Here is a 14,166-nt window from a genome sequence, read left to right as displayed (position 1 = left end):
CTAAAAGCATAACACTAAAAGTCAGTAATGTGTGTGTTATTCCATAACAATCCGCCATTCATAAAGCTGATAGTTGACGCAGCCGTGTTTAACCAACGGGTCATCAGCTACAATCGCTTCTGCTTCTTCCTTTGAGGCTGCCTCAAACAGCAACATCCCGCCTCTTTGCTCTGCCCAATAGCCTGTTCGCGCTTTGTGTCCTTTAGCAATCAAGTCCTGAATGTAGGCTTTGTGGGCAGGTACATATTGGTCAAAGGTAGGTTTATCGACTTTCCCTTCTTCAATTTTTACAAACCACGGCATCTGCTTGTCATCTCTCATTACAAAGGACTTCCTACTCAAGTTATTTATTACTATTTTGAGTAGCATTTGAGTACCAATTTAATCAAAAATCTGGGCATTCTGCCTCAACCACGTTCGGGTTGCAGTATAAGGAGAAGAAAAGAACTTGATTTTATTACCATAAACTCCGCAAAGTTGGCTTGACGGACTACTAGAACTAACTATTGATTTAGACAGCGAAAGGAAATGTCTCTGGCAGTTCAGTTGTATCTAGATGAGAAGTGCGATCTAGTGGTTGTACTCCCCTACTGTCATCAATGTGGATTACAGCATCAAACTGGTCGGGTAGTCGAGCACAGAAGTAGTGGCTCTTACGCTCAGTTTCGGGCTGATAAATTACGCCGATCGCTCGTTCTAATCGCGGTTTTTCTAGTCCTGTAACTGCTAGATTTTCTTGTCGTAAATTCAGTAAAAATTGAGGTAAACCTACCTCATGGAATAAAGCTTCGTAACTGTCAGATAATGCTGGACGAACTTGTTTAAGTTCAGGTACACCACCCCAATCAGAAGCAGCCGTAACTGTACCCGTATAAGTTGTAAAGCCTATAAGTACGGTATCATCACCATATTTATCTCGTACCAATTGCCCGACGTTGAGTTCACCCGCAATTCCCATATCGGTTGCTCGCACATAGCCCAGGTGCGTATTGTGCGCCCAAACCACAATCTTTGAGCGGTTTCCTTGCTTATCTAAATGATTGGCAAGGTGATCTAGGGTTTCTGCCATGTGGCGATCGCGTATGTTCCAAGACAACACTTGTCCCTGAAACATTGAGCGGTAGTATTCCTCGGCATTCTTCACCAGTCGCGCGTTCTGTTGGGCATAGAAAAACTCGTCTTGTGCAACCTGACCATCACGCCCTGCATAGTCTACAATCCGGCGTTGCAATTCCATCAATTGATTAATAACTTCTTTCTCACAAGACTCGCTCAGACCAAAAGCAGCCGCATACCCATAAGCTTTGGTATCTTCTTCAAAGTGTTCTAAGCAAGAATATCGACAGCGTGCCTGTTGTGCGGCTTCTGGGTCAACTTTGTCTAGGTAAGCAATAACCTCGCTTATGGAGGTATACATACTGTAAAGGTCAAGCCCGTAAAAGCCAACTTTGTTTCTATCCTGCGGTAATGCATCATTATACTGACGTAGCCAACCGATGAAGTTCACTACATCCGTGTTGCGCCACATCCAAGCTGGAAAATCCTCGAAACCTGCGATCGCTTCAGCAGGAGTAGGAATATCATTAATTCCCCGTACATATCGATTAACACGGTAGGCATCCGGCCAGTCTGCCTCCACTGCTATAGCCGTAAAGCCTTTTTCTTGAATCAAGCGTTTAGTAATTTCAGCCCGTTGTTCATAAAATTCATGGGTGCCGTGAGACGCTTCGCCAATCAGCACAAAGCGGGCATTACCAATTAAATCCATGAGTGGATCGTAATCTTGGGCGGTACCTGTTAATGGATGAGCCGCTTCATGCAATGCATCGATTAGCTGTGTTGCTGTTGCATCTGACATGATAATTAGTTCTTACAAGTTTGTGTTCTTGACTATGATTTTAGATGCCCTCAAATGAGCGGCACTTTTAGCAAAATAGCAGATAATAAATCTAAGCTTTCAAATTCCTGTATTATACTTCCATCTTAAAATTGACTAAGTTTATTATTCTCTAACTATAGTTGTGTAATTTAGACTGTAAGCTTGCCAAAAGGTTTAATCAAGTTTGAATTTTAGGTGTAAATATCACTACAATTAGGCATTAATACTTATAAACAAAAAAGCTCTTCCGCACTCGATGGATGAATACCAATATTATTATTAAAGTCATTTTTGGTAGCACCTAATTTCATAGCTACAGCAATGCTTTGAATAATTTCTGATGCTGATTCACCTACCATGTGAGCGCCCAAAACTCGCTCTGATTTACCTTCTACTACTAATTTAATTAAGGTTTTTTCATCTTGCCCATTCAGGCTATGAAAAAGTGGTTGAAATTCTCCACGGTAACACTGCACCGATTCACCAAATTTTTCCCGTGCTTGAGCTTCTGTCAGACCAACTGTAGCAGCTTCAGGTATGCAAGAAACGGAGATGGGCACTAATTCATAACTCAAAATTTGAGGTTTATTACCAAATACAGTATCAACAAGTGCACGAGCTTCAGCAATAGCAACAGGTGTAAGTTGTACCCTATCAATACAATCACCTACAGCAAAAATATTAGCTTGTGTAGTGCATCTGTACTCATCAACCACAATTGCACCTTTTTGAGACACCTCAATACCAGCTTTATTCAAATACAGGTTATTTAAATATGGTGACAGAAATGTTAAATATAAAATTGTATCACAGCTTAAAGTATTTGTTTCATAATTAGAACAAAATAAATCTACTTTATCTGCTATTTTTTTAATTATATCTACTTTAGTATTAGTCAAAATTTCAATACCATGCTGACTCATGATATCTGTAATACAGAAGCTCAAATCTTGGTCACAAGCTGGCAATATTTGAGGTAAATCAGTAATTAAAGTGGCTTTAGCACCTAACTCATTCAAACTACCAGCAGTTTTTACAGCAGTATAATCTCCTCCAATAATAGCGATGTGTTTGGGTAATGTTTTCATTTGAAAGAGTTCTTTTGGAGTTATAGTATGTTCTATCCCAGGTATATTTGGCTTGAAAGGTTGTGCACCTACCGCAATCAAAATTTTATCTGCTGTTATTTGCTTTCCGTCGATGTCCAAGGTATGAGCATCTAGGAAACTAGCACGACCTCTAATAAAATCTACTCCTGATTCTTTAAGATATTTCATGTGTAATTGATGGAGTTGTTCAACTTTCTGGTCTTTAGCTGCTATAAATTTCGACCAGTCAAAGCTGCTATGAAATTCGCTCCATCCATAAGATATTGCATTAGAAAAAATGCTGGAAAAATTAGCAGCATAAGCCATTAGCTTTTCAGGAATACAGCCGTAATTTATACAAGCGCCACCTACGTCTGCTTGTTCTGCAATTCCTACATGGACACCATAAGAAGTAGCTCGTTTAGCAGCAGCAAGTCCTGCTGAACCTGCACCAATAATTAAAAGGTCGTAATCAAAGTTCATAAATGCTGCTCTCAGTGGTTCTTCTTTGCTATCTACTTCTTTTGGCCCTGTCCAGCCCTTTGGCGATCGCAAAATGTGAAACAAAAAAGACTTATCCACGAGGTCTAATGACTTGGATATCGTCACTCAACTAGGTTTCACTTAAAGCGTAGCTATTTCTATTTCATTCACTCTCTATCTAAAGCAACGGATTCGTATTAAGTGTATATGTAACAACCGCTTCCCTTTGCGTAGAAGGGGCAGCTATTTAGGAAACCTGTCACTATTTCTATTATTGTTGTATTCTAACTAACCCATCACATCTACAATTCAATCTGGAGGAGGATCAGCCACTCGAATAGCGCCTTCCGATAGCTAGAGGATAAGTAATGATTACCAGCTTACGATGTCGAATATGAGGGGAAAGTTCTACACAGAAACGATGAGCCTATTATTGCTGGATTTAGACGGCACAATTCGAGAACCACTTAGCGGCAAGCAATACTTTCAACATCCTCAAGACCAGAAAATTATTTCGGGTGCTGAAGTTGCTATTGGCACTTACAAAGATAATTGGATTATTGTCGGCATTACAAATCAAGGTGGTGTTGCCGCAGGGCACAAGTCTATTCAACAGTGCATCACCGAACAGCAGTATACGCTTGAACTATTTCCAGAATTAAGAGAAATCTACTTTTGCCCTGACTTTGAAGGCAAGAAATGTTTCCGCGTCACTCGCCACAATGTCCATAACCATAGTAAAACCAAATGGTCAGGGCACTATCGCAAACCTAAAGCTGGAATGTTGCAACTGGCAATGGTTCGCCACGAGCATACTCGTGAAAATACAATCTATGTAGGCGATCGCCCCGAAGATGAAGCTGCCGCCCGTAGTGCTGGGGTACGGTTCCAATGGGGAAGAGATTGGATTGAACAACATCAGGGAGCAATCATCTCTTAGAAGATGTTTTAAAAGTATTTTTATTAAGATCAAAGCCTCAGAAACCTAGCCCCCATTCCCTTGTAGGGAAGAGGGGGTTTCTAGTATACTTTACGACTTTTCAAACATCCTGTTAATGTCCAGATGTACTGTTACCTAGAGTTTGACAACAAAAATACTCAGTCTGCTTCATCTAGTCGGCATAGTGATTTCCCAAATTCCTTGATTTCCACCATATTCCAGAACATAAATTTTATTGCCGATAATCGCAGCGTCAATAGGATTACTAAAACCTTCAACAATGCGGGTAGCGTTAAATTTATAGTTGGTATTTCCTACTTTAGTTAAGTTTAAATGCAGTAGGTCTTGACCAGAATCTTTAAAAGGGCCTGGTAGTGTTTCGCCAGTGGGATCGCCTGTTGTAAAACTCAGCATGAATCCATCTCTGTTGAATTCTGGACTCAGTACTCCTTGTGTATCAAAAACTAAGCCCAAAGGAGAACGGTGTGATGTAAAACTGCTAAAAGGTTGCCCAAGAACACTGGCGTCTTTAACTTTGCCATCTACAGGATCACGGTAATTGTCTGCGTCCGGCCCCAAATTAGGAATTGGTTCAATTAAGTTTACAGGCCGAGCAGGAAAGGTTGGATCGTTACGAAAGTAGCCCCTTTGGACGGCATTAAATTTTGGGCTTAACAAAAGGTCTTTGGCAGGATCATAATTGGGAAATTGTTGTGGGTTGTCTGTCCCGCCAATCCGCCAGGGAAAGCCATAATTACCACCTGGACGGAGCCAATTTAATTCTTCTGACATGTCGCGATCGGGGCCATTTTCTGTACCAAATAAATCCCCATTGGGCGCAAAGGCCATATCGAAAGTATTACGTGTTCCTTCTGCAAAAATATAGCCACCTGCCTTTAAAGTTGCTCGATTGTTTGCAAGAAAAATATTTTTGCCAGTAGTAGGAAGACGGAGTATACAGGCAGTTAATCCTACTTCACGAGTATTAGGATATAGCCCATTAACAGACTGAACCTCACCGTGATCAGTACGAGAACCGCTATTCACATAGATAAAGTTACCATCCGGGCTAACAACCACGCCGTTGAAGCGATGGTCATAGGCTGTTCTGCTTTTAGGATAGCCTGCACTCTTAGCTAAGACAGACCAGACGCGCTGTTCTGTACCCGACTTAATTTCACCTTTAACAATAATTCCTTTAGTTTGGTTATTCACAAGGTCTGCATTGCCAACCAAATAAATTGTGCCGTTCGGGCCAATGGCCATACCTTGAGTCTCACCTAGATTATGATTACTAGAGTCGTACACAAGTCTACTATTAGACAAGCCTAAATTGACTTGATAAATATCACCATTTTGTTTGAGGTAATAAAGGGTGTTGTTTCGTGGATCTTTTACAATCCGAACAGAAGCAGAAACCGATATGGTATTCGTAATATTGCGAATCTGAATATCAGGGCGCAAGGCTTTAGGTGCAGCATTTACTTCAGTAGCGCCATAATTTAATAGAACTATTGTAAATAACAGCGTTTTAGCAGCAAAAAAGTAGGTTTTGAGAGCGAAGCTACCGATAAATCTGCGTTGCTTTTGGTTGGATGAGTTAATGCTATTCATTATTGCGTTCATAAAAGAGTCAGATGATTTTGTTGCTAAATATTTTTGAGAAAGGAAACAATTTTAGAGATTCTGGGTTGAAATATGGCGTAAGTCAAAAGTCACGCATAATGTATTCCGAGCTTCTTGCGCCATTTGAAATGGTATGTTTATTTCTGCCATGCTGTACTAGCTTATAAATAGTCTTTTATTCAAGAACGCTGAGACATCGTTGTGTCTCTCTAACTAGCAATAAAACTATCCCTCAATTAGCCTTATTATGCAGTACTTCCTTGAGTCGACAACGTTCTTATGCCAAACTGACTTCTAGCGTATAAGGAGCAGGGTTGCTATCACTAGAGCCAGAGAAAGTTCCGCCATTTTGAGGAAAGAAAGCATATTTACTCATTGAAATTGAGTAGGTTCCAGTACCCAATGAAGCGGTGATTAATGACCCAAAGTCAGGACCACTATCATCGTCACTTTGCAGTAAAATTCCAGCATTATTAAACAGTCCGATCACTGTATCATCGGTTGTCGCCGCAGCGATGGTGACAGTTCCTGGATTTGCTAAAGAAAATGTAAAAAAGTCGAAATCGGGATTGTCTCCCGGTTGAACTGTTACTAACTCACCTGAGAGATTAACGTCTAAGCCTGATGATAGAGAACCTAATTTTTCAGCACTGGCTAGTGTATTGTTTGTAGCTTGTCCAGGATTTTCCGGCTCATAGAAAAGGAAATTGTCACTCTCAAGTCTAAGGTTTACTGCTCCTTGCACAATACCTATGATCTCATCTGGCTCTGCTCCAGGTTTGTCTAAAAATATTTGTGTATTGGCTCCAACAGATTGCAACCGGTAGTTTTTTGGCAAGCCTTTTAGTTCTATTCTATCTTCACTAGTGTTGAAGTCAGTAATAGTAGCCAAGTCCCCAAAACCAGCATTCGTAGTGTTTTTATCGTCGTAGAAAACATTTGCTGCGTCCCCAAGGACAAATGTATCTAGCCCAACGCCGCCACTTAAAGTATCAGTCTCCCCTAATCCAGGTGAAAGGGGACTGCCAGGGAAAACACCGATGAGAATGTCGTTTCCAGACCCCCCATTGAGTCTGTCATTGCCGGGCCCGCCTTGTAGACTATCATTGCCGTTATCACCATTGAGGGTATCATTGCCATTACTACCATCTAGCGTGTCATCGCCTGCTCTCCCATTCAAAATGTTGTTAGCAGTATTACCAAACACTATGTTATTAAGACTGTTACCTGTCCCGTTGATGGCGCTACCTTCCCTCAGTCTCAGGTTCTCCAAATTGGCACTCAATGTGTAGGGGACAGAAGATCGGACGGTATCTATACCTGAATTATTAGCCTCGGTAATGGTGTCGCTAGCACTATCAATGACGTAAGTATCGTCGCCTACTCCCCCATTCAAGCTGTCACTACCCAAGCCACCATCAAGGGTGTCATTGCCAATTCCACCGATTAAACTGTCGTTTCCCGTCCCGCCAAATAGATTATCGTTACCATCTGCACCATTTAGGGTATCGTTACCAGACAAACCATTGGCATTACCACCATTAGCCCAACCATATATAGTATCATCTCCCGATGTCCCATTTCTGGTGTCAGGATTTGTAGTGCCGAAAATAACTGCCATATTATTATTCCTAAAATGCCTAACTTCGGCCTCAGTCACAGAACTTTTTATAAGTTCAATGTAGATTACTTAAAACTGTAGGTTTAAATACAGATGTCTTTGTTAACCTAATTAATACAAATATTACTTAGAAAAGATTAATTATTGATTTGGTTAATTATTGATTATGCAAATGGTAAGTAATTGCTTTGATTATTTTCCCATCTTTAACTTACCTGTAATTACTTAATTATCATGAACTAAAAATTACGTCAACTTCTTTACCAAATCTTAAATATTTAATCTTTTGGATTTCTAATACTGTTAAAAATAGTTATAAATTTTAATTAAGTCTTTTTTGAAACTTACTGTTTTTTTAGAAAAAGTTGCAAGATTTTTCAGATAAATGCAATATTCTCGTTAAGTTAGGTTTCAATATGTTTGTTATTTTGTAAAATCAATATTTTTCTATTAAAGAAATCCATTTAAAAATACATAAGTTAAATTTATATATTATCAAGAACGTTTTCGAGCTTAATAACACTTAAGCTTTACATAAATTTTATATAACAGTCCGCTTTGATTTTTAGAATTATTTGCGTATACAGGGAGTGGGGAGTGCGGAAAAAGCCTTTTCAGGGTGTGATGAGAATGAAATAGCCCTGTTGACGATTCTCACAAGACTTATGTGTAAATGGTAGCAAGGGTTCTGAGTATTACTACATCTGTACTGTAGTCATAAGTAATTGGCTTCCACCTTGCTTCTCAGGATGACGCTAGCTAAACAAGCGATTAAACTATGGATAACATCAAGGAATTGTTCCTTTTAGCACCACTTACATAAATTTAGTTGCATTGTTACATCTAAAATCTCATCCTGCTATATAAAAAACCTATTATGTCAGTGTATCAAGGAAGTTGTGGGGAGACCACCGATTTGATGATTGGTGTTCACAACCAAGAAAACCTCGAATTACAAGCAAATTCTGCTCCTGTGGGTGCTCTTGCCACAAGACAAGGAACTTTTTCTACGTTTCTTGCTCCTCTGACTCAAGATACTTTTAAACAGGTCGTTCAGGATGTCGAGCAAAAATTACAGATTGTCCATCAAACCCTGTCAATGCTGGATTCTCAGGGATTTGAAACTCTTCTGCAAGAAATGTTGCATTCGATTACCTTGAAAACCGGGGAATTACTGGGGGCAGACCGGACGACGATATTTTTATTGGATGAAGAAAAACAAGAACTCTGGTCGATTCTAGCTGAGGGTGAGGGCGATCGCTCTTTAGAAATTCGCATCCCCGCCGATAAAGGCATTGCTGGGGAAGTCGCCACCTTTAAGCGAGTTATTAATATTCCCTTTGATTTTTATAACGATCCGCGATCGCATTTTGCCCAAGAACAAGAAAAAAGAACTGGCTACCGCACTTACACCATGCTGGCTTTGCCATTATTGAATGAACATGGACAGTTAGTTGCGGTAGTGCAATTACTGAATAAATTAAAATGTGCGAATAATCCCGATTTTCCACTTGCAGAGCGGATTGATACCAAAGGTTTTATCTGTGGTGACGAACAATTATTTCAAGAATTTGCCCCTTCGATTCGCCTAATTTTAGAATCCTCGCGCTCTTTTTATGTAGCCACTCAAAAACAAAGAGCAGTGGCGGCGCTGATGAAGGCGATCAAGTCTTTATCTCAAAGCAGTCTCGACTTAGAAGACACCCTGAAGCGGGTAATGGATGAAGCCAAAGAACTGATGAATGCCGATCGCAGTACACTATGGTTAATAGACCGCGATCGCCATGAATTATGGACGAAAATCACCCAAGATGATGGTTCAATTAAGGAGTTACGAGTCCCCGTAGGTAAAGGCTTTGCTGGTATAGTAGCGGCTTCTGGCAAGAAATTGAATATTGCCTTTGATTTGTACTACCATCCTGACTCTGATACTGCCAAACAACTCGATCAGCAAAATGGCTATCGCACCTGTAGCTTGCTTTGTATGCCAGTATTTAACGCCGATCAACAACTGATTGGCGTTACCCAACTCGTAAATAAAAAGAAAAGTGGGGATCTTCCACCTTATAATCCAGCAGATTGGCCCAAAGCTCCCGACTGCTTCCAAGCTAGTTTTGACCGCAACGATGAAGAATTTATGGAAGCTTTTAATATTCAAGCGGGAGTTGCGCTGCAAAATGCTCAGTTGTTTGCCACAGTTAAGCAACAAGAACAAATGCAACGGGACATTTTGCGTAGTCTTTCCAATGGAGTAGTTTCCACTGATAAAACGGGGTTAATTATCGCCGCCAATGAAAGTGCCAAACGTTTGCTAGGATTGGAGCCAGAAGACCGTTTAGAAGGCAAATTAGTTACTGATGCGATCGGCATCAAAGAAGGTGACTTTAGCAAGTGGTATCAGGATGCTTTACATGCAGCCGACTTAAAAGGTCGCCAGCAATATTACCCCGATCGCACACTCTTAACTACTGGTACAGAACAGCACAGTATCAATTTATCGATTAACACAATAGCTGATGCTAGCGACCAAGAGCAAGTTCGGGGGGCGCTGGTAGTAATGGAAGACATCAGTGATGAAAAGCGGCTCAAGAGTACGATGTACCGTTACATGACTCAGGAATTAGCCGAAGAATTGCTGAAATTAGATGACGCTAAATTAGGAGGCGATCGCAAAGAAGTTTCGATTTTATTTTCCGATATTCGCGGCTACACCACTTTGACGGAAAACTTAGAAGCAGAAGAAGTGGTGAGTATGCTTAATGAATATTTTGAATCAATGGTGGAGGCAGTCTTTAAACATAAAGGCACTCTTGATAAATATATCGGCGATGCCATCATGGCTGTGTTTGGTTCTCCCCTACCATTGGAAGAACACGCTTGGATGGCAGTGCAAACATCCTTAGAAATGCGCCATCGTCTGCACGAATTTAATCAGCGTCGCTATACAGATGATAAGCCTAGAATTAAAATCGGCATTGGTATCAACTCAGATACCGTGATTAGTGGGAATATCGGCTCTAGTAAGCGGATGGAATTTACCGCCATTGGCGATGGCGTTAATCTTGGCTCTCGATTAGAAAGTGTCAGTAAACAGTATGGTTGCGATATTATTATTAGCCATAACACTTTTAAGCCATGCCAAGATCAGATTTGGGCTAGGGAACTAGATTACATTCGTGTCAAGGGTAGAAATGGGCCAGTAGCCATATATGAATTACTGGGTTTGCGTTCCAATCCTATTGAAAGCGAAAAATTGCAAGTGATTGAGCATTATCACAAAGGGCGCGAGTATTACCTCAAGCGCCAGTTTTCCTTTGCTAGAGCCGAGTTTGCCAAAGTTTTAGCAGCAGATAAGCATGACAAAGCTGCTATGTTGCATCTGTTGCGTTGTCAGCATTGGTTACAATCACCCCCAACAGAATCAGATTGGGATGAAGGAGTCTGGACATTTCAGGAAAAATAACTGGCTAACTCCCCCACGACTTTTCGGTTGGGGCTTGTAAACCAGAAGGTAATGTGGAGCATACTAGTACCGCAAGGCGGAAGTCAAAAGTCAAAAGTCAAAAGTCAAAAGTCAAAAGTCAAAAGTCAAAATGAATACAGCCTAAGCGTTTCATTGATTTGGAATGGGTGGTTTATTTACGCCGTGCTGTACTAGATTACGCTTTGAATGCGGATTGGTATCATTCTATAAGCTCGCCCATATTAAAATCTATTCTTATCCAACCTTTGAGTCTTCGTAAATTGTCGAGAATGAGTAAGGGAATCTGCCAGTGATGTACCATCAAGAACGGTAAGGGATCACTCACCTCAAAAATTGCTTCTTTCCCCCGCCTGATGTTTCTTACCCAGGTTTGCAGTTGCTTAAACGATCTAATCTCATTCAGCCGCCAAACTTCGTGGTACAGCCAATAGGTTGGCTTACTATCACCAAGAGGCTGCAAAGATTCAGCCAGAGGCTCTTTACCAAGATAGGCATCCGCTACTCCTGGATGATTGTAAAACATAGTAATGGCGGAGTGAGTCCGGGGGTTACACTCAATCGCGTAAACAGTTCCGTCTTCTGCCTGGATGAAGTCAAAGGAAAGTTGCCCGGTTTTTCCCAGTTCTTTGGTAAAATGACTCGCCCATTGCATAATTTCTCGCTGATCAACGTTTTCGTAGTTGACTTGAAAGGCGGATGACTCACAGCAGCAGTACATTCTTGACTCTCCATCTCGCGCGGTAGTGTGAGTGCAGTATTCCTTTCCAGGGATGAATTCCTGCATAATCCAGGGGTTATCCTCACTGATGGGCAGACTATTGACAAATGCTGCTGTTTGTGATGGTGTATCGCAAGGTAGCTTGGTGAGATTCAAGCGACGCACTTGATCATAGGGGATGCTTTTAAGAATGTATTTGCGCTTCTCCTGAGAAAAGTCAAAGTTGAGGACTTGTTCGGGATCGGTAATTTTGAAGGATTTGGGGACAGATAAACCGAACGATCGCGCTGTTTCGGAAAAGGCAAACTTATCATCTAGGATCTTCGTGACATCACCATCGAAGTGGAAAAACTCTACACAGTCTGGTAATGGTGGCTTGCCTTGATCGTAGTGGATGACGGAAAAAATCGCTACTGGGATAAAAAAGTCGATCTTTTCTGTTTTAGCGATCGCGTGTAGGGTTTCAATGTAGCCTTCTAAATCTTTGCTGGGATCGGGAACAGTATAAAAGCCTGCAACAGAGTTGGAATATTTATTACCACTTGACCAGAATTTCTCAATGTCAATTATAATAACCCGATGTCCAGCAGCATGAAATGAACGCGCTAGCTGAAGAGTTTTAGTCATTCTAGCGCCAGCAATCAAGATATTTTTGGAATTGGGGTTGACAACAATTGACTTACTGAATGGTTGCTTAATAAAGCTCCACAGTAGCGATGTTAAGACGACGATACAGTTTAAAGGAAATGCGATCGCCAGTAATACAAGAGTGCCCAAGTTTTGGAACACTACAAAAATATGCTTTTTCATAGTTAGAATTGTGACATCCAAAATTGCATCCTTTCCTCGTCAAATATTTTTAAACAATTGCAACTGCTTTAACGATCTAATTTGATTAAGTCTCTATTCGTGTTAAAGCCAATAACTAGACTTACTATCACTTAGGGGTTGCAGAGGTAGAGGTTTTATATTTTACGTCTTCTCCAAACTGTATGAGTTTGCCGATGTTGAAATCAATCCTCACCCAAGTTCGTAAGGAGCGCAAACTATCGAGTAATAGCAAAGGAATGTGCCAATGATGTACCATTAAGAACGGTAGTGGGTCGTTAACTTCAAAGATTGCATCCTTTCCTCGCCAAATATTTTTAAACCACTTTTGTAACTGCTTTAACGATCTAATTTCATTAAGTCTCCAAAGTTCATGATAAAGCCAATAAGTAGGCTTACTATCACTCAGGGGTTGCAGAGGTTCAGCCGGAGGCTCTTTATTAAGATAGGCATCTGCTAAACCAGGATGGTTGTAATACATTGTAATTGCAGAGTGAGCGCGAGCGTTGCACTCGATCGCATAAATCGCCCCATCTTCCGCCTGAATGAAGTCAAAACAAAGTTGTCCAGTCAGTTGTAGTTCTTTGACAAAATGACTCACCCACTCTTTAATTTCTGGGTGTTCAAAGTTTTCGTAATTGACTTGAAAAGCAGATGATTCACAGCAGCAATGTACCGTTAATGCACCATTTCTCACTGTATCGTGAGTACAGTATTCTGTACCGGGAATAAACTCTTGCAATATCCAAGGGTTATCTTTACTAATTGGCTTACTTTTAACATGAAGCGCCATTTTTTCATGAGACTCCATTGGTAGCTTGGTCAAATCCAAGCGTAAAACAGAGTCATAGACAATACTTTTGAGAATGTACTTGCGCTTTTCGTTGGCAAAGTCGAATTTAAGAACTTGTTCGGAATCTGTAATTAAGAAGGTTTTCGGGACAGATAGCGAGAGTGAGCGGGCAATTTCTGCAAAGGTAAACTTGTTATCCAGCATACTCATGGTATCAGCGCCGAAGTGGAAACTCTCGCAACACCCTGATAACACTGGTTTGCGCTCGGAGTCAAAGTAGCTGGCAGCAAAAATACCTACCGGGACAAAAAAATCTATGTTTTCTTTTTTGGCGATCGCACGCACGGCTTGAGTATAGCCTTCTAAGTCTTCTTGCGAGTCAGGAACTGTGTAAAAGCCAGCCACAGAGTTAGAAAATCGATAACCACTAAACCAGTATTTGTCAAGATCAAATAAAATGACTCGATGCCCAGCAGCGTGAAACGATCGCGCTAGCTGAAGGGTTTTGGTCATTCTACCACCACCGATCAAAATATTTTTAGGATTCTCGTTCAAAACCACAAGATTAGCATCTGATCGGCTGAAAAAATTCCACAGCAGCGATGCAAGTACGAGGGTGCAGTTAAAGGGAAATGCGATCGCCAGTAATGCAAGAGTACCCAAATTTTGGAATATGGCAAAAATCTGCTCCCTCATAGTTGTAATT

Annotated in this window: 9 protein-coding genes; 2 read left to right on the top strand and 7 right to left on the bottom strand. The window is 40.9% G+C overall.

Annotated elements, in window-relative coordinates; genetic code table 11:
• Positions 1 to 36 precede the first annotated feature (36 nt).
• The 3 genes from LC608_RS22040 to gorA all read right to left on the bottom strand — a co-directional run bounded on the left by LC608_RS22040 (position 37) and on the right by gorA (position 3,549).
• Positions 37 to 303 carry a YciI family protein gene (locus LC608_RS22040; RefSeq protein WP_012412163.1) on the bottom strand — a complete coding sequence of 89 codons (267 nt, stop codon included), beginning with the start codon at positions 301 to 303 and terminating at the stop codon, positions 37 to 39.
• 208 nt (positions 304 to 511) lie between these two features.
• Positions 512 to 1,858, bottom strand: coding sequence for an erythromycin esterase family protein (locus LC608_RS22035; protein WP_229555542.1), 1,347 nt, complete (start codon positions 1,856 to 1,858; stop codon positions 512 to 514).
• A gap of 248 nt (positions 1,859 to 2,106) precedes the next feature.
• The gene (gene gorA / locus LC608_RS22030) at positions 2,107 to 3,549 is read right to left on the bottom strand and encodes a glutathione-disulfide reductase (protein WP_229555541.1); all 1,443 of its coding nucleotides are present in this window, start codon (positions 3,547 to 3,549) and stop codon (positions 2,107 to 2,109) included.
• 322 nt (positions 3,550 to 3,871) lie between these two features.
• Between gorA and LC608_RS22025 the strand changes: the two genes are divergently transcribed.
• A complete protein-coding gene (locus LC608_RS22025) occupies positions 3,872 to 4,390 on the top strand; it encodes an HAD-IIIA family hydrolase (protein ID WP_229555540.1) in 519 nt (172 codons plus the stop codon).
• Positions 4,391 to 4,558: 168 nt separating this feature from the next.
• Here the strand turns inward: LC608_RS22025 and LC608_RS22020 are convergent, their stop codons facing one another.
• A complete protein-coding gene (locus LC608_RS22020; RefSeq protein ID WP_229555539.1) occupies positions 4,559 to 6,004 on the bottom strand; it encodes a sorbosone dehydrogenase family protein in 1,446 nt (481 codons plus the stop codon).
• Positions 6,005 to 6,293: 289 nt separating this feature from the next.
• On the bottom strand, positions 6,294 to 7,637 hold the full coding sequence (locus tag LC608_RS22015; RefSeq protein WP_229555538.1) for a calcium-binding protein: 1,344 nt from the start codon (positions 7,635 to 7,637) through the stop codon (positions 6,294 to 6,296).
• A gap of 877 nt (positions 7,638 to 8,514) precedes the next feature.
• On the opposite strand from LC608_RS22015, the gene LC608_RS22010 reads away from it, so the two are divergent.
• Positions 8,515 to 11,100 (top strand): GAF domain-containing protein, encoded by a 2,586-nt coding sequence (locus tag LC608_RS22010; protein WP_229555537.1) that lies wholly within the window; start codon positions 8,515 to 8,517, stop codon positions 11,098 to 11,100.
• Between the two features lie 220 nt (positions 11,101 to 11,320).
• On the opposite strand, the gene LC608_RS22005 is transcribed toward LC608_RS22010, so the two are convergent.
• The gene (locus tag LC608_RS22005) at positions 11,321 to 12,649 is read right to left on the bottom strand and encodes an ATP-grasp domain-containing protein (RefSeq protein ID WP_229555536.1); all 1,329 of its coding nucleotides are present in this window, start codon (positions 12,647 to 12,649) and stop codon (positions 11,321 to 11,323) included.
• Between the two features lie 127 nt (positions 12,650 to 12,776).
• Entirely contained in the window at positions 12,777 to 14,156 is a 1,380-nt protein-coding gene (locus tag LC608_RS22000) for an ATP-grasp enzyme (RefSeq protein WP_229555535.1), read from the bottom strand.
• Between the last annotated feature and the right edge of the window lie 10 nt (positions 14,157 to 14,166).

It is taken from the genome of Nostoc sp. XA010 (assembly GCF_020829625.1).
GTDB lineage: Bacteria > Cyanobacteriota > Cyanobacteriia > Cyanobacteriales > Nostocaceae > Nostoc.
Note: the sequence above shows the minus strand (reverse complement) of the source record. Positions and strands in the feature narration are given on the sequence as shown.